This is a genomic window from Microcoleus sp. Pol11C3 (assembly GCF_036701485.1).
Classification (GTDB): domain Bacteria; phylum Cyanobacteriota; class Cyanobacteriia; order Cyanobacteriales; family Microcoleaceae; genus Microcoleus.
On sequence record NZ_JAUBQW010000110.1, the window covers coordinates 1 to 21,604 of the forward strand.

Sequence of the window (21,604 nt, forward strand, 5' to 3'; positions counted from 1 at the left end):
CTGGCACATCTCTTGATGAAATTATTCGTGCTTATTGTGCATGAATAGTGTCTCATACTTATTTGAAATGACTATATTACACGAATATGAAACTATCCGGGGTAAACTGACCTTGAATGACAGCTATTTGGTCAGATGTACCAGCTAAATTGATGGAGTTACCCACAATATTGTAGTTGGAAAGGCTGCCACGTAACTGAATGCGATCGATTCCTTGTTGAAAATCTTGAATCGATGCAAATCCTGTTCCACTATAGTATGTCTTGGTGGCATCGCCGAGAACAAAAACATCTCTACCTCGACCCCCAATCAGCACATCCGTTTCATTGCTTCCTGGTGTAGCACTCAAGGGGTTTACTCCAATTAGCGTATCATTGCCACGCAAACCTGAGAGTGTATCGTTACCATCTCCTCCTACTAAAGAATTGTTTTGGATGTTTCCGGTAAGGACATCTACATTGGGAGTTCCTGTGACATTAACGAAATTCTCTACCGTAAAATTCAGAGTGCCGATACCGGGTAAATTGTTAACCGCCAAACGATTCTGCGACAAATCCACATTAATAGAAGCTGTGCCGCTACCTGTAGAAGCATCGATGGTATTAATCTTTCCTAAAGGAGCAATTATGTGTTCTATGTTTTGCAGGGTATCTGTACCGGCGGCGCCTTTATCTACAATACCTTTAGCCTCAATGGTAATGCCGCTGCCCAGGGAAAGATAGCTAATTGTATCCGTGCCTAATCCTCCAATTATGCTATCAGTGCCGCTACTACCTAGGATGAAGTTATCTAAACTATCTCCGGTAATATTGTCGTTTCCTGCTGTGGTGTTGATACTGTTAGCTGGCGGAGGGGGTGGAGTTTGGTTTTGGGGAGGTAAAGCAGAATTCGTAAGTTGTGCGCCTTGATTTTGAGGAGGAGGATTGCCCGGTACGCCTTGATTTTGAGGAGGAGGATTGCCCGGTACGCCTTGATTTTGAGGAGGAGGATTGCCCGGTGCGCCTTGATTTTGGGGAGGTTGGTTGCCCGGTGCGCCTTGGTTTTGAGGAAGTTGGTTGCCCGGTGCGCCTTGATTTTGGGGAGGTTGGTTGCCCGGTGCGCCTTGGTTTTGAGGAGGTTGGTTGCCCGGTGCGCCTTGGTTTTGCCCTGGAGGATTACCGGGTGCGCCTTGATTTTGGGGAGGAAGATTCCCCGGTGCGCCTTGGTTTTGAGGAAGTTGGTTGCCCGGTGCGCCTTGATTTTGGGGAGGTTGGTTGCCCGGTGCATTGATTGAATTAGGAAATAGTGCTGGCATGATGTAATTACCTGAATTAGTTTTCTAAGTTTGAAGCCGTTGTCAGGCTAAAGAAATGAATTATCGCTAGGCCTTTGATTTAGTCTCTACAATCATTAAGTTGGTTGAATATGACATTTATCCCTGTCCTTGGATTACAGTTTTGTAATTTGGAAAAATTAGCGTTTTTCCGAATTTTGAGGTAAATTACGATCGCCGGGTGGGCGCGGTGGAATGCCCAAAATTTTAATCAACTCTGCTTCGGTGACTCCCAACTTTTTCGCTGCACCGGGAATATCTAAACGAGGAGGGGGCGGTGGGCTGGGCGGGCGATTATTTTCAGTTGGTGGTTCGGGCGGTTTGGCGGGTAGGCCCAAAGCTTCGATTAACTCAGCTTCGGTGACTCCTAATTGTTTGGCAGCAGCGGCAAAATCTATACGGGGCGGATGTCTGCGCTCTTGATTGGGTTCGGGCTGGCTCTGGGCTAGTACAGTATTAGAATTAGTTGTAGTTTGATGGGGAAAAGTCAAGCTGCTAAATCCCAGCAGCAAGGCTGTAGCAGGTAATGCCAGCAGTGAAGCAATTTTCATGAGAGTTACGATCGCCGACCTAAAAATGTTTATAACTACATCAAATTCCCCAAACATTACCTGCACCAGTGCGGATGGATTACAGTTTTATAATTTAAGTAAATGCCTGATAGCCGTATAATCGCAACCGAATAGGTAAATCTATGAATGTTCTATACGTTGAAGATGAAGAAAAAATCGCCAATTTTGTTTGTATGGGCTTGAAAGAACAAGGTTTTGTTGTGGATTATTGCGATAATGGCAACGATGGCTATGGGCGGGCGATGGATAATGAGTACGATGCGATCGTCCTGGATATTGTTTTGCCGGGAAAAGACGGATTATCTATTCTCAAACATCTGCGAAAGGCTGGACGCAACGTACCTGTGATTTTATTAACTGCTCGCAATGAACTCGACGATCGCATTGAAGGGTTACATCTCGGTGCTGATGACTATTTAGCTAAACCGTTTTTTGTTGAGGAGTTAGTTGCTCGGATTTATGCTGTGGTGCGGCGTGCTTCGGGCGATCGCCAAAATATTCTCAGCGTTGGTCCAGTTAAGCTCGATCGCATTTTGCGAGAAGTTACTTGCGATCGCCATGCGGTAGAACTTACAAGCCGCGAGTTTAATCTGTTGGAATATCTAATGCGATCGCCCGGTAGGGTACTCACCCGCACTCAAATCCTCGAACATATCTGGGGTTATGATTTTAATCCGAATACGAATGTGGTAGATGTATGTATTCAACGCATTCGCAAGAAAATTGAACCGATCGGCGGTACAGGATGGGTTGAGAGCGTGCGCGGCGTTGGCTATCGGTTTCGCAAACCAGATTCTCCCTCGTGAAAATGCAATCTTTTCGCTTTCGCATAGCTCTATCATCTGCTGTTCTAGCAAGTATTGCTCTAATTGGCTTTAGTATTGTTTCGTGGTGGTTGATTTACGATGCTAAGGTCAAGCGTCTTGATGCTGAAATCAAGAATCAGTTAATCCAATCTACCCGCCCGCAATCGACGCAATGGGATGTTTATAGTGATTCTTTGCCCTCAATTTTGGGCATGAATGATGGGGAAACAACCGCGGCTTTGCTAGTGACTGATAGAGATGGTAATTTGCTCTACCGATCGAGCCAGTGGCAAGATGGACTTGATGCTAATTCACTATGGCGATCGTTGCCCCAACCGCCTCCAGATCGACGTAGAATACCTTTTGAATTAGAACCTCCCCCTCCACCCCCTCCACCACCACCACCTCCACCACCTCCCGATCGACCCCATTCATTGTCACCGAGAGAAAGAAGACCCCCGCGCGATCGTCTTCCTCAATTCGATCGACCTGATTTTCCTCGAGTTTTCAAAGCTAAACTAGCAACCCAGCGTACTAGCAGGGCAGTTTGGCGTGTGGGCGCGATTCATTCTCCTCAGACTCAAATAGCAATCGCTGTTAACTTACAAGCGATCGATCGGGAAATGGCATCCATTCGCAATATCTTTCTAATTTCTATTCCCGTAGTGCTTTTACTCGTGGCCAGTGGAGCGTGGGTGATATCGCGGAGTATTCTATATCCAATTGGGCGACTCACGATGGCAATTCGCAATGTCACCGTACAAGGGCTAGATCGGCGCGTCCCTGACGGCTCAACGGATATAGAGTTTGTAGAATTAATTTTTGTGTTCAATCAGATGTTAGAACGTCTAGAGCGAAGTTTTAAACAAGCTTCTCGTTTTAGTGGAGATGCTGCTCACGAATTAAAGACTCCGCTGGCTATTTTGCAAGGGGAACTAGAACGGGCTTTGCATCAAGTTGAATCGGGTTCTGAGGTGCAGCAAACCCTGAGTAATTTATTGGATGAAGTGCGCCGTTTGAGTGAAATTACCCGTAAACTTCTCTTACTTTCTCTAGCGGATGCCGGACGTATGGGTTTACATTTGGTTGAGGTGAATATGTCGGCTTTGCTATCGGAAATTGCCGAAGATATGGAACTGCTAGCACCGCATTTAGATGTGCAAATGGCAATTGCTCCCAATTTATATATCAAGGGCGATCGCGATTTGCTGGTGCAGGTTTTGCAAAATCTGGTTGGTAATGCGATTAAATATAATTTACCGAAGGGTTGGCTCAGGTTACAGGCTAACTGTCAGGAAAAAACAGTAAGTGTCAAAATTGTCAATAGTTCTCAGGATATTTCTTTGAGCGAGCGCGATCGTATTTTTGAGCGATTTCATCGCGGTGACTCCACTCAGATCAAAAAAATAGAAGGATCGGGATTGGGCCTAAGTTTAGCACGGGAAATCGCACGGGCACACGGCGGCGATATCAAACTAGATGCTGCCATACTTGGTCAAACAGGGTTTATACTCAGCTTACCTGTGGGCGATCGCGATTAACCTTATAGCAGTGAAGCAGGACGAGTTATCTTAGCTAAGACTTGGGTTAATTCGGATTTTTAAAGTTAATAGATCCCTAATCCATCATAGGCCTGTTGAGGATTAATGATCTTGCTGATAAGTACAGCAAAATACCATTACAAAGATGCCAAAGAAAATGGGTGCCGATTGAAAAGTAAGGACAAATTGTCTGATCGAGAGTTCGGAATGAAAGGGCTAACAGGAATACCCCGGATGCTGCTAATAGAATAAATGGCTCCCGTTTTTGCTGTTGATAGTGATATAGTCCAAGCCCTAGTAATACTAAAAATGCAGGAGCATAAGAAAGAGAACCGTTGAAAACATTTGTAAATTTATTGCTGAAGTTGCTTGCTAAGAAAAATCCTACGATCAATCCTCCTGCATATCCATATTTCATCCTAACTACTTGACGGCTATAGAGCCATAAAAACCCAAGCTGAAACAGCATAATAGGAATCACATCTAGTAATCTTGCCCATTGTGTCGCAAATGTATGAAAGAGCGCACTTCCAATACCAATACTGGTGGCTAAAGTAATCAATATCCAAATACCCGTGGCTACTTTTTGCTGTCGCCGAGCCAATTGAAAAATAGCCCATGCTGCAATAAGGAAAGAAATATTAGATAAAGCATTTAGTGGTTCACTCCATAAACCAGGCATGGTACGTTCACAGTAAAGATCGATGTAATCATTCATCTCATGTCACCGTTGGGGGATTTGAAGCCATACTACAGCAAAAGCGTTAAAGTGAACGAAAAAACCTGTCTCAAATTTAATGAATTCCCCAATTTTTCCCGATCGCCGTTTTTTAAAATATCGAATTGCCCTGCTCATCAGTATAATAGTGATTATCCCTTTAGGTTACGTAGTGAGATTTTCTCGCGGCCCTGCACCGGAATGGTTCAACGACTCTTTTGGGAGCATAGCCTATGAGGTATTTTGGATTTTGCTGGTAGTTCTGATCTTGCCGCGATTTTCGCAAATGAGGGTGGCTGTAGCTGTGTGTCTAGCTACCTGCGGAGTAGAGTTTCTCCAACTGTGGAAACCTCCATTTTTACAAGCAATGCGAGCTACTTTACCCGGAAGGCTGATTTTGGGAAATCACTTTAGTTGGTCAGATTTTATCTCTTATTTTGTGGGGAGTTTTTTAGGTTGGTTGTGGGTGCGATGGCTTCATTTCACTTGCTTCCGCTTGTAATTTGTACTGCATTTAAATTGTATATTTATCTAAAAAAAAACCAAATTGTCAACTCCTCTCCCCATCACAATCTCTCCCCATCTCTCGAACGCCATAGACAATCTAGATGCACAAAAGCTTGATGATATGGTTGCGGTTATTTTAACTTTAGCTAAGCGATCGGGTTAACTTAGAATTGAGAATTTTTAGGAGTTGGAGTGGGAGCTATATTTCCGCGCTCTCGCCACAGCAACAACGGAATAGTTAATGTTCCTAAAATCATCACAACTCCAGTCAGAATCCAAACTAGCACACGATTTGGGCGATAATCACCTCGCTCAATTTGCCAGAAAACTTGATTATAACGCCATGCTGCTAAGGCAATCACCGCAATCCCAAAAACGACCAGACTCATCCCTAAAGTTTCGGAGTTGAAGAAGGGAGGGGAGGAAACTTCTTGCTGAGTCACTGTAGCTTGAAATTGACGCAGAAATAAACTGAACCGACTGATCGCAAACCCAAAACCAATTAAAGCGAGTGAAGTTCGTAACCATGCAAGAAAGGTGCGTTCATTGGCCTGATGTTCGCGCTGTCGGTCTATTTTAGAACCCTTGTTCATCAACCCTACCTTTATAAAATATCTTAAACTTTCCCTGGTAGATTATTGTTTCACTTGTGATTGCGGAGGGAAGTATCGGTATTGCGATCGTGATTCATTATCACCAAAAAATATAGTATCAGTAAATCGACAAAAAAGCGATCGCCTCCTTCTCTACCAACACAAAAGAAGAGGACACAGCATTGCTGTGTCCCTACAAATACCCCAGTTAAAATCTAGTTTAAAAAGACTTAGCCGCACTGCCGGACTGAGCCTTTTTCTCCAACCAATCCTTACCCAATCTAATTGTCACGTCAGACTGCAAAGAACCGGTACTCTCAACCAGCACATCTCCAAAACCCAAAAATTGGCGGATCGCTTGAGCACCTTTAATATCGCCCTGTTGAGCTACTAGAGTAGTTACCTCCAGCGGTTCGGGCCAAGCTTTATAAACCTGAACATTCCGATAACCGGCTTGAGTCAAATTATTGACAAAAGCTTCAACAGCGGATGGATCGCCGGTACTATCTTGAATCGACACCTTCAGAAAAGTCGCATCAGCATTCTCAATTGTCCAAGTATTCTGACCGAAGTCAAAATGTTCCGCCACCATAGTTTCGATGCCACTTTGGTCTGGCAACCAAAAACTCGCCTTGTAATCCTTAGCATCGCTGAACCTGCCGGGAACCATCAACATTTGCACGCCAGCGCGATCGGTTTGAGTAGCAAAACCAGCCAAAGCCACCAATTCTTCTATACTCAAATTCGTGTCTAAGTGAGACTGAATCACCGACAAAATCTTCGGCAAGCGAGACAGCAAACCTACATTAACTTCCTGTTCCACAAAAGCCCGCATCAACAACTGCTGGCGCTGCACCCGGCCGATATCGCCCAAATCGTCGTGCCGGTAAAGCAAATATTGCACGATTTGTTGGCCGTTTAGTTTCTGCTTGCCAGCCTTTAAATTTATATATAAATGCTGGCTTTCATCGGTATACTTCATGTCTTTAGGGACATTAATAGTAATGCCACCAAGTGCATCTACCAAGCTTTTGATGCCTTGAATATTGACTGTGACATAGCGGTCAATTCCCACGCCGCCCAAGAGTCCGCTGACTGCCTTGGCTGACGAAGCTGGGCCCCCGTAGTAATTAGCTTCGTTTATTTTCACCTCGCCCCTACCTTCCACATAGGTGCGGGTATCTCGCGGAATGGAAAGCACGCTTAACTTTTTATTTTGAGGGTCAAACCTGACCAACAGCATGGTATCGGTTAACCCCTTGAAAGAGTTTTGCCAGACATCGTATCCCTTCTCTTTATCGGGATGGCCGTCGATGTCTGAACTCAGAACCTTAAGTCCTAAAACTAAAATATTAACTGGGCGAGTCAGCTCCGGCATCTTCATGTTGAGCTTTGCCATGTCACCTTGAGAAAATACTGCTGCTTCTTCAGGGCTCAACTTTTGTTGCTGAAGCGGCGTTGTGGAAAGGGACACCGCTAGCAACGCTCCGGCTGTGGCTGATAGCATGGCTACTCCAGCCAAACCAAAACCAAAACCCAGCCAGCGGCCTCGATGGGGCGGGGAAGATTTTTTGGTTGCAGGTTGAGCAGTTGATTGTTTGATAGGGTCTTGATTAGGAATTTTTTGAGCTGGCACTGGCTTCCTCACACACAACAAAAATAAAAAAAGATAATGGCAATATGTAGTATCAAGCTGAAGACGCAATCAATCAATACCGTAGGGGCTTAAAAGAACCCTAAATTATGATAAATGTTTGCCCACCACTTGCTCGGCTACGCGGCTAATTCCGGGCAACCATAGCGGTTGACGCTTCCAGAGGCGAACCATCAGTCCCAGAGCAACAATGAAATAGCTGGTTGTTAGCAGGCTACTCATTAATAACATGGGAAGTGTCGGAGATTCCGTAGAAATCGCTCCCGCTTCTAAAAGAATATGTCCTAAGAGCCAACTAAAAGCAAGGGCAATTGCCAAGCGGCTGACGGCTTTGCGTTCGGGACTACCCTGACGGCGGTAAAGAGTCCACAGGGCGGGGAAAAAGCCGATGACTGGGATCATTAATACAAACAGACGGGCACGATCGAGTTCAGGATTTTCTAAGGGATCTGTATTTTTCATGATTCGGTACTCAAAATTTGCAGAAGGTGGGATTTTGCACACAAGTTATTTGTTTGAGGGAAAATTTATATCCTAAACCAAAATTCCCAGAGCTGGGTTGGGGCGATCGCCAAACTTGTCTGTCAGAGGCAAAATTTTTCTGCCCTGCCAATCTCGCGACCGATCGTTGGCAACTTTTCGACCCGGAGACCCGTATTTTGATAAACTGGATACAGCACAGCAGTCAGGAGAACAGACTTAGCCATGACCCAATCCCAAAAACCCATCGTTATTGCTCCATCCATATTATCAGCCGATTTTAGCCGTCTTGGAGAAGAGATTCAGGCTGTCGATCGAGCTGGGGCTGACTGGATTCACGTAGATGTGATGGACGGTCGCTTTGTTCCTAATATTACTATCGGGCCGCTGATTGTTGAGGCAATTCGTCCTGTTACTACCAAGGTGATCGATGTCCACTTGATGATTGTGGAGCCGGAGAAGTACGTGGAGGACTTCGCTAAGGCTGGCGCTGACATTATTTCGGTTCACGCGGAACACAATGCTTCCCCTCATTTGCACCGCACCCTCGGCCAAATTCGGGAATTGGGCAAAATGGCTGGTGTAGTTCTGAATCCTTCGACGCCTTTGGAGTTGATCGAGTACGTGCTGGAACTGTGCGATTTGGTGCTGATTATGAGCGTCAATCCGGGCTTTGGTGGTCAAAGTTTTATCCCGGCTGTTTTGCCGAAAATTCGCCAGTTGCGTAAAATGTGCGACGACAAGGGCCTCGATCCTTGGATTGAGGTAGATGGCGGTTTGAAAGGGAACAATACTTGGCAGGTTCTGGAAGCGGGCGCAAATGCGATCGTCGCTGGTTCTGCTGTGTTTAAGGCGAATGATTACGCAGGGGCGATCGAGGGTATCCGCCACAGCAAGCGTCCGACTCCAGAGTTGGCTGCGGTTTAATCAAAGATTTTTCGAGTTTTTCTGGTTTTTCTCGTTCCCAGCCTGCTTGGGCTGGGAACGCATTTTTAGACTCGGTTTCCAAGAGTCATGAATTACTTATTTGGAGACAGAAGCGAGAATGCTTTCCATCTCAGAAAGCTCGATCGCCCCGGAGAAAGTTTTGCCGTTCATAATAAAGAAGGGAGTGCCTTCGATGCCCAGTTGTTGAGCGAGTTGCACGTCCTTCTGAATGGAAGCTTCGGCCGCGGGGCTATTGCGATCGGTGTTAAATTTATCTAATTTTAGATTGAGCTTTTGGGCGATCGATCCATATAATGGCTCGCCTAACTCTTTCTGCCCTTCAAACAAAGCGCTGTAATATTCCCAGAATTTGCCCTGCTGCCCAGCAGCCCAAGCTGCTTTAGCTGCTGGCAGCGCTTGAGGGTGAATTGAAGTCAAGGGAAAATGCTTGTAAGCTAAAGTAACTTTGTCCTGGTGTTTTGCCATAAACTGCTTGACAGTATCGTAAGCGCGCCCGCAAAACGGACATTGAAAGTCAGAGAATTCTAAAAGTACAATCTGCTGGGAAGGTGATCCCGTGCTGGGAGAATCCCCGATCGCAGATTTGGGATTAGTTTTCATCTCCTGCAAAAATGATTGCTGCGCTGCTTTGAGAGACTGCTGCTGCTGTTGCTGGTACGCTTGTACCGACTCTAAAATTGCTTGCGGGTTTTCGCGGATAATCTGCAAGACTTGCTCTTTCAACTTGGGATCGACTGAATTGCCAGCCGCTGACTGGGCAGGGGAACAACCGATAAATACCAGGCAACCTGCCAGGAGTGCAGCAAAGCAGAAGGCTTGCTGGCTGCGGAGTTTTCGCCAAATAGTGGATACGTTCATCTTTTTTTCTGATTCACGGCAACACTTAATCCTACATTTAATTTTGCGGAGTGTCAGGTGTACCGCCGTTTAGTCCTGTGCAGGTATTTTTACCTTTGAGCAATAATTAGTAATTCGTAATCGGTAATTAGCAAGATTTTTTACTTACCCGAACAGCTACGACCCCAATAATTAAGATTTAAACAATCGGGATTTAGTATTATAATATTATGTTCCGTCGAACGACCGCCATCAAAGATGCTTGTAATGAGGACTAAAGTTTGAGTGAGTTTTATGATGACTAAAATCCTCCCTAAAAACGCGATCGCAGTTATTTTACTACAGGAGTAGATATAAAAGATAAAAGGACGATCGCCCGGGCGATCGTCCTTTTATATGCTTGCAGGTATTATCAGCTTTTAAGCTTGTCTGAATCCAAGATTATTTGCGGTTGTTGAGCCATTTAGCCGCAACTATTCCCAAAATACCCGCCACAACTGGATTGCCCAAAAACTTCATCAAACTCGGCTGTTCTGCCAGCACTTCTCGGAAAATATCCGGGTGATTGTGATAGGTAAACGAGGCTAGCTTGGTAACATCGTCAGCATTCATGCGACTGGCGTGGTGGGTAGAAAGCCCTAGCTGCTTTTCCAAGTTGCGATCGTCCAATCCTCTCTTGCCCAAATGCTTGAAGAACTCCCGCGCTACATCGTCGCGTTCGTTTGGCTTAATTTGGGCGATCGCTTTTTGCAATTCTGGTTCCAACTGAGCCGGCGGGAGGGAGTCGTGATTCAGTGAACGCCCGAATAATTGTTTGCGCTGATCCGGCGAAGTTCTCTGAGCAAAATCGTCAAAATTTTCGTACTCTTCACCGGTTGTCTCCGGCATCATTTCTTTATCGCCCTTGGCCAAATCGCTCATGATTTGACTCTTGTAATTATCGCTGCTACTCATGGTAATCCTCTTCCAATCTACACAACATTTCTATGTCTACTTGAGATTGTTTCGGCTTCAAAAAACTGCGGAATATTAAACCGTCGCGCGGCTGTATTTTAAGCTTTCTAAGCAGATCAAGACTTGTATTCAATTTGATTTGATTGCTGGTCATACTTAGCCGTCAAAATCAGTTTTTTGTCAGGAGCGTAAACCAAAACACTTACATCCTGATTTGGGAAATTGCGGTGAAAACCTTGTGCTAAAGATTTGGCTAAATCTTTCACTTCAGTCGGGCGGACTTGGGGGGTAATTACAACTCCCAATTTGTTATTGTCGCGCACGTAAGCATCCTGAACCAGACCCTTAGCCGTTTTTGTTACCCATTGACCAAAATCTTGACCTGCGGCGGTATTGCCCCGTTCTAGCTGCGCGTAATAACCCTGACTGCCACCAATTGCTACAGGTACATCAGTCGGTTTTTGGGCTGAAACGCTGGGCGCGCACGCAGTAGTAACTGCCAGCATTAAAACCAAAAGTACGCCCGCAATTATTTTGCGACTCTGCTGCAATAAACTCACCTTTTTTCCTCCGTTCACAAAACATTTGGCATACTTGAAAGGGTCAGGTTGCTCGACCCTCTCAATTAGTATTAGGCTTAGTCTAGTTTCTTTTTGAGCTCATCTTTTACATCTTCGATCGCGTGACCAGCTTCAGCTTTTGCTTGCTTGGCTTTGCCTTCTGCTTTATCCTTCGGGTCGCCAGTAATATTGCCTAGGGCTTCTTGAGCAGCGCCTGCGATGTTGTTGCCAGTTGCCTTTGCTCTATCTTCAGTGCTCATTGGTTTCTCCCTATCTGTGTCTAATTTGACATTTTTTACTTAATAGACTCATCATAGGTAACTAGGAGCTGCGTTGCACTCTACCTCTAGGAAGAAACAATGAATAAAAAATGAAGATGGAAGATGGAAAAGTTATTTTTCAGTCTTGGACGGACTCCCACTTTCATACTTACCAGTTTTTTTACCGTTTCTGCTGGCTGCAATGAAATATTTATGTGAAAAAACTGGTGGATAGTCACCCGTGCTTCCAAGACAGTTTTTTTAAGTCCAAAAGAACTTAAAATTATAATTTTTTTTATTTGATTCTGCTTTCTGCCTTAAAAAGGCGGGTGTGGGCAAGACCGCATCTTACCCACACCCGAAAAAATTCCGTATTAGTAGTTTTAATCTACCTTGTGATGACATTCTTCATCTATTTTGTGCTGAAGTTCTTCTTTCAACTGTTCCACAGCGCGCATAGTTTGAGCATCTTTTTGTTTGTGTTCACCCAGGGCTTTTTCTGTTTCTTCGCCCAGCAATGTTTCCCTTGATTTTGGTAGCGTTACTTCATTCTCGCTGCCAGTGGGGGTCACGTTTTCTTCAATACTCATTTGTCTTGACCCTATAGTTGGTAAAATTTATTTTTAACAAGGCTACTTACAAGCTAACCTTATACTTAGAATAACCACAATCACGAAGCCTTCCCTCTGCCTGAAGATAGATAGGGTCGGGGCAATAGTTTTTTATTTAAAAGTTAAGAGAAATTAGGGAGACTTCCATCTGCCGGAAGAAAGATATGGGAAGGGGAAGAGTGCGTGAGGGCGTGAAATTCTTGATGACTCACAAGGCTATCCCTTGAATCAGTTGGGGAGAGGGGAGGAACGGGGAGGCCGGGGGAGGGGGAGAATTTTTCTTCGGCGCGATCGGATTAAGTGCCGAATTTTGTTGGATGAGGCTCTTTCGACATCCATAAAAGATGAAGAGAGAAATAGGCGGCAGATGAGTGCAGATTTAAGTCTATGCTGAGAGTCTGACCGTTAAAATCCACGTGGTACAGCAATTCCCCTGTTTTTTGGTGAATGGTACAGCAATTCCCCTGTTTTTTGGTGATCGGGTTAAATAATCTGCTAAACAAGAGTTAGCGTCCAGGCTAACCTCCTGCAGGATCGAACTAAAATTTTTGTTATTAGTAAAAATTATCTAAAACCCTATGGGAGCAAGGAGCAGTAACCCCCTCGAAGCAGCCGGCCCGACTCGTGAGCCGATCAAAATAGGCGTGTTGCATTCGCTGACGGGCACAATGTCCATCAGCGAAATTTCTGTTAAAGATGCGACGCTGTTAGCTGTTGAGGAAATTAATGTGGCGGGAGGGGTACTCGGACGCCCCTTGGAAGCAGTGATAGAAGATGGAGCCAGCGATTTGCAGACTTTTGCTCAAAAAGCTAAGCAATTGCTCCTAGAATCGCAGGTGGCGGTGGTATTTGGCTGTTGGACTTCGGCGAGTCGTAAAGCTGTACTGCCGGCTTTTGAGCAGGGCAGCGGGTTGCTGTTCTATCCGGTGCAGTATGAAGGGCTAGAACAGTGTCCGAATATTTTCTACACTGGTGCTGCTCCGAACCAACAGATTGTGCCTGGGGTGAATTACTTGCTGGCACAGGGGAAGCGGAAAATTTTCTTGTTGGGTTCGGATTATATTTTTCCTCAGACGGCAAATCTGATTGTGAAAGCTCAACTGGCGGCACTGGGGGGAGAGTTGGCGGGGGAAGTGTATCTGCCGCTCGGTTCTAAGGAAGTGGGCGAGGCGATCGCACATATCTTAGCAGTTAAACCGGATGCTATTGTCAACACTCTCAACGGTGACAGCAATGTGGCTTTTTTCCAAAAGCTGCGCGAAACTGGCTTGAAACCCGAGGATTTGCCGGTGATGTCGGTCAGCGTAGCAGAAGAAGAAGTGCGGGCGATCGGGCCGTCCAATATTGCCGGACATTTAGTGGTTTGGAACTATTTTCAAACGGTGGATACACCGGAAAATCGTAAATTTGTCAAGGCTTATAAAGCCCGATACGGGGAAAATAGAGTCACGGATGACCCGATCGAAGCAGCTTATTTGGGTGTTTATCTGTGGAAGCAAGCAGTAGAAAAAGCTGGTTCGACAGATGTGGTTAAAGTCAGGGCGGCTGCTAAAAATATTGAGTTTGCAGCGCCTTCGGGCAAGGTAAAAATAGATGCCCAAACTCAGCATATCTGGAAAACAGTGCGGATTGGCAAGGTGAAGTCGGACGGTCAAATTGAGGAGATTTGGAATTCGGGCATACCAGTGCAGCCAGATCCTTTTCTCAAGGGCTATCCTTGGGCGGCGGCACTTGCTCCGAGGCAGATTTCTTTGGGAACTCGGGCTTCTTTGATCGGGCTGTTTGTCATCTTGGTACTGATAACTTGGATGGCGGTGGGAGTCGGGTGGATAGGTTCTGTGGAGATGAAGAACTATTTGCTGACAATAGACGCTGCCTCAGCTCCGGTGGCGGGGGTTCCAGAGGCAGCAATGGCGGTGCTGGTGCAGCAAACTCTGGCTTTGGTGAGCCGCACTCAGCACTGGCTGCTCGGGGCTTTGGTTTTGAGTTCGATCGCGGGGATAGTGGGTTTTGTGTCGGTGTCGGCAATTATTCGGAATCTCGGCTTGCTGCGGCTAACTGCTGAACTGATGGCGAGCGGTGATTTGACGGCTCGATCGCATATTGTTTCTAATGACGCGATCGGGGTGCTATCTTCTACTCTCAATACAATGGCTCAGCAAATTAGCAATTTGCTCAACGGTTTGGAACTGCGGCAGCGGCAGCTAGAAGAACGATCTGGTGAATTGGAAATCGCTAAGAACGCTGCGGAAGCTGCTAACCGGGCGAAAAGCACATTTTTGGCAAATATGACTCACGAGTTGCGGACGCCCTTGAATGCGATTATCGGCTACAGCGAGCTGCTCCAAGAAGAGGCTCTGGAACTCGGCGAAGAAGAGTTTGTGATGGATTTGGCAAGCATTAATATGGCAGGCAAGCAGTTGCTCACCATTATTAGTGACATCCTGGATATTTCTAAAATTGAAGCAGGAAAGATGACTCTTTTCTTGGAGACTTTTGAGGTGTTGAATTTGATCGAGCAGGTTGTCACTACTGTTCAACCAATGCTAGGGAAAAATGGCAATACTTTGATTGTCAATTGCGATCGCAATATTGGCACGATATACGCTGATTCGGGGAAGCTGCGGCAAGCGCTGTTGAATTTGGTGAGCAATGCTGCTAAGTTTACCGATCAAGGCCAAATTACGATTAATGTTTGGAAGGAAGAAGGGGAGGTTTTGCCTATCGACAATTCCGAAGATCTCTCGGCAGATCCTTCTCGGTGTCAACAGCCTTCGATCGTGTTTCAAGTCAGCGATACCGGCATTGGCATGACTGAGGATCAGGTGTCGAGGCTGTTCGGAGCTTTCACCCAAGCGGACGATTCTACTACCCGCAGATACGGCGGCACCGGTTTGGGGCTGACAATTAGCCGGAAGTTTTGCCAGATGATGGGCGGGGACATTACGCTTGAGACTGAGTTTGATTGCGGTTCTACTTTTACGATCCGATTGCCGGTTGTGGTAAAAAGCCAGAAAGAAGCGTCGCCCGATCTAGAAATCGCAGAAATGCAGCCGCAGTCTTCCGACGATTTAGAAACGAGTGTAGCGGCGACAGAAGCGAAGCAAAAAGAAGTGCGATCGCCGCAAGCGCTGGAGCTGCCCAATGCTGCTACTGTCCTACTGATTGACGACGATCCGGACGCACGGGATTTGATGACCCGCTGCTTGTCGAAACAGGGATTTCGGGTGCGATCGTCGGCTAGCGGTCAAGGGGGGCTTCTGTTGGCTAAGGAGTTGCTGCCCGACGCGATTATTCTGGACGTGATGATGCCTAGTATGGACGGCTGGGCGGTGCTGTCGGCGTTGAAAGCCGATCCGGATTTGGTTGATATTCCGGTGATTATGATTACTTTTTTGGACGACAAAAATCAGGGTTTGGAATTGGGAGTGGCGGAGTATTTGAGGAAGCCTTTGGATTACAAGCGCTTTGCTGCTTTATTGAAAAAATATCAGGATGTGGGGAAGTAGTTAGTTGACTGTTGACTGTTGACTGTTGACTGTTGGCTGCGGTTATTAGTTATTAGTTATTAGTTATTGGTAGCCGATAACAACTAAAAACTAACAACTAACTACTAAGCTGTCGCGCATTTAAATTGCATATTCGAGGCGGGCGGGACACCCTACTAAGTGTTTGATTGTTTTTTGACATACAATTTAAATGCCGCAACAGCTTAACAACTAACAACTGACTAATTAATCTAAGAAGCCCATTAAAGTCGAGCTATCGTCAATTTCGTTGGAGGCAATAGGGCGGTTTCCTCCCATTGTGGAGTAAACTTCATCAATGTGCAGAGTGCTGATGGCAATAGGGCGGGCACCGGACATACTGAACATTTCGCTGACTTGCATGGCGCTGGAGCCGATCGGGCGTCTGCCGAGTGTAGCCACCACTTCAAAGTCGCTGGCTTCGACGGGGCGATTGCCTACAATGCCGTAGGTTTCGCTGAGGTGCAGGGTGCTAATGCCGATCGGGCGGTTCCCCGACATCGAGACGGTTTCGCTGATGGTAAAATCGTCTGGGCCGACGGGGCGGTTGTCATGCAGGTGTGGTGGCTGATAAAGTTGAATTCCTGTTGCTTTGGCATCCGTGGGTGCTGTCGCTTGGCTTTTGGAACTGCCTTTGCCACGGCGGGCGATCGCATTGCCTTTATCTTTGGGGCTGAGACTCATAATTTTTTTCCTCTTGATTATTGGATCTTGATTGCTGGGTTCGGAAAGCGTCGGACTGTCCAAGCTTTCTTTTCTGGGCTTTCTGCTTTCTATTTCGATCAATGTTAAAATAATATTATAAACTCTAACCAATTGATTAACTAAATTGCATAGTCATCGGATTTTTGTTAAAATTTATTAGTAATAGCTACATTTTCCTATGGTAACTGCGGCAGCATCTTTTCAATTGCAAGCGCCCTTCCAGCCCACAGGCGACCAACCGCTAGCGATTAAGCAACTCGTCAAAGGCATCGAAGCGGGCGATCGATTTCAAACCTTACTCGGTGCCACAGGTACGGGTAAAACCTTCTCCATTGCCTCGGTGATTGAAAAAATCGGCAGACCCACCTTAGTCCTAGCACACAACAAAACCCTAGCAGCTCAACTGTGCAACGAACTGCGTAATTTTTTCCCGAACAATGCAGTCGAATACTTTGTCAGTTATTACGACTACTACCAACCTGAAGCATACATCGCCGTCACCGATACTTTCATTGAGAAAACAGCAGCAATTAACGACGAGATCGATATGTTGCGGCACTCAGCCACGCGATCGCTCTTTGAACGTCGTGACGTAATTGTAGTTGCTTCAATTAGCTGCATCTACGGTTTGGGAATGCCCGCAGAATACCTGAAAGCGGCTATTCCTTTGCGAGTAGGAATGGAAGTCAACCAGCGGCAAGTTTTGCGCGATTTAGTCAACGTTCAATACAGTCGCAACGACATAGATTTAGGCAGAGGCAAATTTCGCGTCAAAGGCGATGTTTTGGAAATTGGCCCCGCTTACGAAGATAGAATTATTCGCGTTGAATTCTTCGGCGACGAAATTGATGTCATACGCTACGTTGACCCCGTAACAGGTAAAATTCTGCAAAGCACAACCGCTTTAAATATTTATCCAGCGCGCCACTTTGTCACCGCAGAAGATAAATTAGAGGCAGCTTGTCAAGGAATAGAACTTGAATTAGAAGACAGACTGGCAGAATTTGAAAAACAGGGTAAACTATTAGAAGCTCAGCGAATAGAACAGCGCACCCGCTACGATTTGGAAATGCTGCGCGAGGTAGGATACTGCAACGGAGTCGAGAATTATTCGCGGCATTTAGCAGGTAGAAATGCTGGAGAACCGCCAGAATGTTTGATTGATTATTTCCCAAAAGATTGGATGTTGGTGATAGATGAATCTCACGTCACAGTGCCGCAAATTCGCGGGATGTACAACGGCGACCAAGCGCGGAAAAAAGTATTGATCGAACATGGTTTTCGCTTGCCAAGCGCGGCAGATAACCGCCCTTTAAAAGCCGAGGAATTCTGGGCAAAAGAGAATCAGTGCATCTTTGTTTCTGCTACGCCTGGGGATTGGGAAATGGAAATATCGGAAGGCAGAGTTGCAGAGCAAGTTATTCGCCCTACAGGAGTAATAGATCCGACAATTTTCGTGCGCCCGACGGAAGGACAAATTGATGATTTGTTGGGGGAAATTAAGGAGAGAGTAAGTCGGGACGAGCGAGTGTTGGTGACGACTTTAACGAAGCGGATGGCGGAGGATTTAACCGAATATTTGCAGGAAAGGGGAATTAGAGTGCGGTATTTGCACTCGGAAATCCAGTCGATTCAACGCATCGAAATTATCCAAGATTTGCAGGATGGTAAGTTTGATGTATTGATTGGTGTTAACTTGCTGCGGGAAGGTTTGGATTTGCCGGAAGTTTCGCTGGTGGTAATTTTGGATGCGGATAAAGAGGGGTTTTTGCGATCGGGACGTTCGTTGATTCAAACGATTGGAAGGGCGGCGCGGCACGTTCAGGGACAGGCTATTTTGTACGCGGATAATATGACGGATAGTATGGTTAAGGCGATCGACGAAACGGATCGACGCCGGGGGATTCAGCTAGCCTACAATAAGATGCACGGGATTACGCCGCAGCCGATCGCCAAAAAGCGATCGAGTAATGCGATTTTGGCATTTTTGGATGTGTCGCGCAAGCTGAATTCTCAGCAGTTGGAGGAGGTTTACGAACAGGTGGACGAGTTATCTTTGGATGAGATTCCTCAGTTAATCGGGCGGTTGGAAGCGCAGATGAAGGCGGCGGCTAAGAAGTTGGAGTTTGAGGAGGCGGGTAAATTGCGCGATCGGATTAAGCATTTGCGCGATAAGCTATTGGGACATTAGACTTCTGATGAAAAGCAGAGTCTGGAGCAGGCATCTTGCCTGCTCCACAAGAATTATGCGAGACATAAATGAGCAAATTTCAATTATTCGATGCAGTTATAGTCATTTCAAATAAGTATGATACCAATTTTATGTGAAGCTGCATAATACCAATTTTATATGAAGTTGCATATAATAGAGAGGTAGTGTTTATGGTGCGTTTTATGACTCGTAGTTTAAAAATTATAATTGAAGAAAGTGCAGAATTTTTAGAAAAACAACTAAAAAATACTCGTACTGCCCATCAGAAAGAACGAATACAAGTATTATGGTGGTTAAAAACAGGGCAAGTACAGCAATACTCCGGACAGTTTTTAAGCAGCCAAAGTACCATAAGACAAGACTGAAGGAAGGTTAGGGTGATTTAAAATCAAATCCCGGTCTAAATCTAACTTATCAATAAAGGTACAAAGTAGATGCTTATTGAATTCCATACGTTTATAAGAGACCATAGAAAACACAAACGACTTGGCAGATGAATGACAACTAGAGAGTTCATGTTTAGCTAAGTTTAAGGCAATTAGACTGGCATTAAAATGAAAATCAAGCCGTGGTAAATGACGAGCTTGACAATCTGACAATCCTGTAAATTGCTTGGCATCACGAAAAATAAATTCAATCTGGAAGCGAGCCTGATAATATTCAAGAATTTGTTCAGGTGGTAGGTGAATATCAGTGCTAAATAATAAAGCATTTTTGATTTTGCCGTTGGCTTGAACCTCAGAGATACAAACCAAACAAATTGGGCAATTCAAACAACAACTCCACACAATCCATGTATATAAGGAAACTCCCGGTTTTAGGTCTTTAACAAAATTAAGACGACTCAAATCATGGCAGTCAACCTTGCCATCATATTTACGTGGAGCTCCCAGTTTCTTTTGTTCAGCTGTATAGAAATAGCGCAAGTTAGCATCACTTCTTAACTTGACAATAAAGTCTAAATTTAAGTCCCGCACAGCCTCCCATAATTTAGATCTATAGTAATAGCCATCAGCCACCAAATAACGTACAGAAGTTGGGAAGTAACAACGAGTATTCTTTAGATGTTGTGCATAGTCATCAACTCTTGTGATGTCAGGCGTTGAGCTTTGAGGCTCCGGTTTTTTGCGAGATTTCTTAGAGCAGCCATTCTTCGGATTTTGTGGCAGTTTTTTTACCGGCGTTATGGGAGCACATGACGGAGTTTGTTGTACGCTTAAGCTATAAGATAAACGAGTCTCAATTTCGACAAGAGAAATCACAGAAATTTCAAACCCCTGTTCCGATTTACCAGCTACACCATTATAAAAGTAAGCTTTACCGTCAGTTTTTTTGCCACTTTTTCTTAAAAAAGAACAATCAATAACAGCAATGAGTGTGTGTTCAGGATTTAAGGCTTTTTCGAGGAAATAGTGATTTAATTGTGGAAAGTTAAATATTTTGAGAAAGTGACGACGATAAGTTTTTTCACTCAAACAACTATAACGACTGAGATGCGTGAAGTTGATTTTGCCATAGCTCAGTAAAATAGTTGAGAATAAAGTGATTAAAAACTTCTTTTGGGGTTGACTAATCCCTGGCATTTGTTGTAAAATTGATTCAATAATTTTCATAAGGCAATCTGAAGAGCTTGTGTGTTTTTATAGCTTAACCTAAAAGAGTGCCTTTTTTTCTGTTCATTTTGGGTTCAGATTGCACTCACTTTTTTCGCTTCTGTGATTTATTGCGTAAGCGTTGCTTGCCGAAGTCATCGCATCCCTCTTGAAAAACTGTCCGGAGTATTGGTACAGGAGCATCAAGAATTAGCGAATCGCTTGGGGAGAGACAAATCTACAATAACCCGCTGGTTACAAAAGTAGCGACTTGTGGATTATCGGAATTATTGGTGGTGAAAAAAGCCCCAGGACAAGTACCACACTTGACAGGCGAGGCATTAGCAGGACTAAAAGAACGTTTAGCAACCGGAGCCCCTTTCAAAAGCTACGGGGAAATTGTGGAATGGCTCAAAAGCGAGTAAATCTATTCCTGACTTATGCAACAGTCTATGCCTGGGCGCATTACCGTCTCCACGCAAAACTGAAAGTGCCACGTCCGCAAAGTGCTTTACAGGACGTAGAAGCAGTGGAGCTTAAAAAAAACATCATTCCAGCAGTATTGACGTTTCAAAAATATTTTGGTAAGGGTAAAAAGCTACGATATTTGTGTCAAGATGAAACCCGGTTGGGATTAAAAACATTGACAGGAAAATTAATTGCAGCCAGGGGGGTAAAACCAGTTGCTCCCATACTATGGAAACGTGAAAATTTTTGGTTAGATGGGGTAGTCGAACCATTGAGTGGCTGACATTTTTGCCAAGAATACGCTCATTTTAACGGAGAAGATTTTCAGCAATTTATTGACGCTCTTTCTCTACAATTGGGTGAAGATATGGCCCTTATTCACATGGATAGAGCGGGTGATCATATCACTAATGAACTATCATGGCCCGAAAATTTAATTCCGGTCTGTCAACCCTCACATAGCAGGGTAAGCTCATCTAATTTGGTATAAATTGTACTTGACAAAAAGCCGCTAATAGGCTCTATATAGGTGCACCGAAGTCAAACCTATAATCAAGTTTGAATCTTAACAAAGTCAATCAAGTTGAAACGGAGTCAAAGACAATGACAAAGGGTTTTGCACCTATATTGAAACTCGCTGTAAAATCTCAAGCCAAAAGAGCAGAAAAACGACATTTAACACCTCTGGGCGACATCCAAGCCAATTTATTGAATTATGTAGCAGAGATCCCGGACCCCAGAGTTCAA

At 45.0% G+C, this 21,604-nt stretch carries 22 protein-coding genes; 9 read left to right on the top strand and 13 right to left on the bottom strand.

The genetic code is table 11. The features are described from left to right. Positions 1–76: 76 nt before the first annotated feature. The gene (locus QUA40_RS21390) at positions 77–1,294 is read right to left on the bottom strand and encodes a M10 family metallopeptidase C-terminal domain-containing protein (RefSeq protein WP_333129526.1); all 1,218 of its coding nucleotides are present in this window, start codon (positions 1,292–1,294) and stop codon (positions 77–79) included. A gap of 158 nt (positions 1,295–1,452) precedes the next feature. Continuing rightward, positions 1,453–1,863: a hypothetical protein gene (locus QUA40_RS21395; RefSeq protein ID WP_333129528.1), complete on the bottom strand. Its 411-nt coding sequence runs from the start codon at positions 1,861–1,863 to the stop codon at positions 1,453–1,455. Positions 1,864–2,006: 143 nt separating this feature from the next. On the opposite strand from QUA40_RS21395, the gene QUA40_RS21400 reads away from it, so the two are divergent. After that, positions 2,007–2,690 (top strand): response regulator transcription factor, encoded by a 684-nt coding sequence (locus QUA40_RS21400; RefSeq protein WP_333129530.1) that lies wholly within the window; start codon positions 2,007–2,009, stop codon positions 2,688–2,690. 2 nt (positions 2,691–2,692) lie between these two features. Continuing rightward, positions 2,693–4,231, top strand: coding sequence for an ATP-binding protein (locus QUA40_RS21405; RefSeq protein ID WP_333129532.1), 1,539 nt, complete (start codon positions 2,693–2,695; stop codon positions 4,229–4,231). 76 nt (positions 4,232–4,307) lie between these two features. On the opposite strand, the gene QUA40_RS21410 is transcribed toward QUA40_RS21405, so the two are convergent. Beyond that, positions 4,308–4,949, bottom strand: a complete 642-nt coding sequence (locus QUA40_RS21410) for a ceramidase domain-containing protein (protein ID WP_333129534.1) — start codon at positions 4,947–4,949, stop codon at positions 4,308–4,310. 79 nt (positions 4,950–5,028) lie between these two features. On the opposite strand from QUA40_RS21410, the gene QUA40_RS21415 reads away from it, so the two are divergent. Further along, positions 5,029–5,451 carry a DUF2809 domain-containing protein gene (locus QUA40_RS21415; protein ID WP_333129537.1) on the top strand — a complete coding sequence of 141 codons (423 nt, stop codon included), beginning with the start codon at positions 5,029–5,031 and terminating at the stop codon, positions 5,449–5,451. A 169-nt stretch (positions 5,452–5,620) separates the two neighbouring features. Here QUA40_RS21415 and QUA40_RS21420 read toward each other — a convergent pair whose 3' ends face one another. From QUA40_RS21420 to QUA40_RS21430, 3 genes are all read right to left on the bottom strand, one after another. Then, positions 5,621–6,049, bottom strand: a complete 429-nt coding sequence (locus QUA40_RS21420) for a DUF202 domain-containing protein (protein WP_333129539.1) — start codon at positions 6,047–6,049, stop codon at positions 5,621–5,623. 220 nt (positions 6,050–6,269) lie between these two features. Next, complete coding sequence (locus tag QUA40_RS21425) at positions 6,270–7,685, bottom strand: LCP family protein (protein WP_333129541.1); 1,416 nt, start codon at positions 7,683–7,685, stop codon at positions 6,270–6,272. A 105-nt stretch (positions 7,686–7,790) separates the two neighbouring features. After that, positions 7,791–8,165: a hypothetical protein gene (locus QUA40_RS21430; RefSeq protein ID WP_333129543.1), complete on the bottom strand. Its 375-nt coding sequence runs from the start codon at positions 8,163–8,165 to the stop codon at positions 7,791–7,793. 243 nt (positions 8,166–8,408) lie between these two features. Between QUA40_RS21430 and rpe the strand changes: the two genes are divergently transcribed. Then, positions 8,409–9,110 carry a ribulose-phosphate 3-epimerase gene (rpe, locus tag QUA40_RS21435; protein ID WP_190744589.1) on the top strand — a complete coding sequence of 234 codons (702 nt, stop codon included), beginning with the start codon at positions 8,409–8,411 and terminating at the stop codon, positions 9,108–9,110. Positions 9,111–9,206: 96 nt separating this feature from the next. Here the strand turns inward: rpe and QUA40_RS21440 are convergent, their stop codons facing one another. From QUA40_RS21440 to QUA40_RS21460, 5 genes are all read right to left on the bottom strand, one after another. Further along, a complete protein-coding gene (locus tag QUA40_RS21440) occupies positions 9,207–9,989 on the bottom strand; it encodes a DsbA family protein (protein WP_333129545.1) in 783 nt (260 codons plus the stop codon). Between the two features lie 420 nt (positions 9,990–10,409). Further along, complete coding sequence (locus QUA40_RS21445; protein WP_333129547.1) at positions 10,410–10,922, bottom strand: hypothetical protein; 513 nt, start codon at positions 10,920–10,922, stop codon at positions 10,410–10,412. Positions 10,923–11,038: 116 nt separating this feature from the next. Continuing rightward, the gene (locus QUA40_RS21450) at positions 11,039–11,482 is read right to left on the bottom strand and encodes a hypothetical protein (protein WP_333085501.1); all 444 of its coding nucleotides are present in this window, start codon (positions 11,480–11,482) and stop codon (positions 11,039–11,041) included. Between the two features lie 77 nt (positions 11,483–11,559). Further along, positions 11,560–11,742 carry a CsbD family protein gene (locus QUA40_RS21455; protein ID WP_333049413.1) on the bottom strand — a complete coding sequence of 61 codons (183 nt, stop codon included), beginning with the start codon at positions 11,740–11,742 and terminating at the stop codon, positions 11,560–11,562. 383 nt (positions 11,743–12,125) lie between these two features. Further along, positions 12,126–12,332: a hypothetical protein gene (locus QUA40_RS21460; protein ID WP_333129550.1), complete on the bottom strand. Its 207-nt coding sequence runs from the start codon at positions 12,330–12,332 to the stop codon at positions 12,126–12,128. Positions 12,333–12,931: 599 nt separating this feature from the next. On the opposite strand from QUA40_RS21460, the gene urtA reads away from it, so the two are divergent. Beyond that, positions 12,932–15,862 (top strand): urea ABC transporter substrate-binding protein, encoded by a 2,931-nt coding sequence (urtA, locus tag QUA40_RS21465; protein WP_333129552.1) that lies wholly within the window; start codon positions 12,932–12,934, stop codon positions 15,860–15,862. Between the two features lie 225 nt (positions 15,863–16,087). Here urtA and QUA40_RS21470 read toward each other — a convergent pair whose 3' ends face one another. Beyond that, entirely contained in the window at positions 16,088–16,564 is a 477-nt protein-coding gene (locus tag QUA40_RS21470) for a hypothetical protein (protein WP_333129554.1), read from the bottom strand. A 199-nt stretch (positions 16,565–16,763) separates the two neighbouring features. On the opposite strand from QUA40_RS21470, the gene uvrB reads away from it, so the two are divergent. Together uvrB and QUA40_RS21480 are read left to right on the top strand one after the other, a co-directional pair. After that, complete coding sequence (uvrB, locus tag QUA40_RS21475) at positions 16,764–18,776, top strand: excinuclease ABC subunit UvrB (protein WP_333129556.1); 2,013 nt, start codon at positions 16,764–16,766, stop codon at positions 18,774–18,776. A gap of 191 nt (positions 18,777–18,967) precedes the next feature. Beyond that, positions 18,968–19,162 (top strand): hypothetical protein, encoded by a 195-nt coding sequence (locus QUA40_RS21480; RefSeq protein ID WP_333129558.1) that lies wholly within the window; start codon positions 18,968–18,970, stop codon positions 19,160–19,162. Here the strand turns inward: QUA40_RS21480 and QUA40_RS21485 are convergent. Next, positions 19,130–20,410, bottom strand: a complete 1,281-nt coding sequence (locus tag QUA40_RS21485) for a transposase (RefSeq protein ID WP_333129561.1) — start codon at positions 20,408–20,410, stop codon at positions 19,130–19,132. The genes QUA40_RS21480 and QUA40_RS21485 overlap by 33 nt on opposite strands. Before the next feature lie 272 nt (positions 20,411–20,682). On the opposite strand from QUA40_RS21485, the gene QUA40_RS21490 reads away from it, so the two are divergent. Both QUA40_RS21490 and QUA40_RS21495 read left to right on the top strand, forming a co-directional pair. Then, positions 20,683–20,814 carry a hypothetical protein gene (locus QUA40_RS21490; protein WP_333129564.1) on the top strand — a complete coding sequence of 44 codons (132 nt, stop codon included), beginning with the start codon at positions 20,683–20,685 and terminating at the stop codon, positions 20,812–20,814. Then, positions 20,796–21,140, top strand: coding sequence for a hypothetical protein (locus QUA40_RS21495; RefSeq protein WP_333129565.1), 345 nt, complete (start codon positions 20,796–20,798; stop codon positions 21,138–21,140). Before QUA40_RS21490 ends, QUA40_RS21495 begins: the two co-directional genes overlap by 19 nt. Positions 21,141–21,604: the final 464 nt, after the last annotated feature.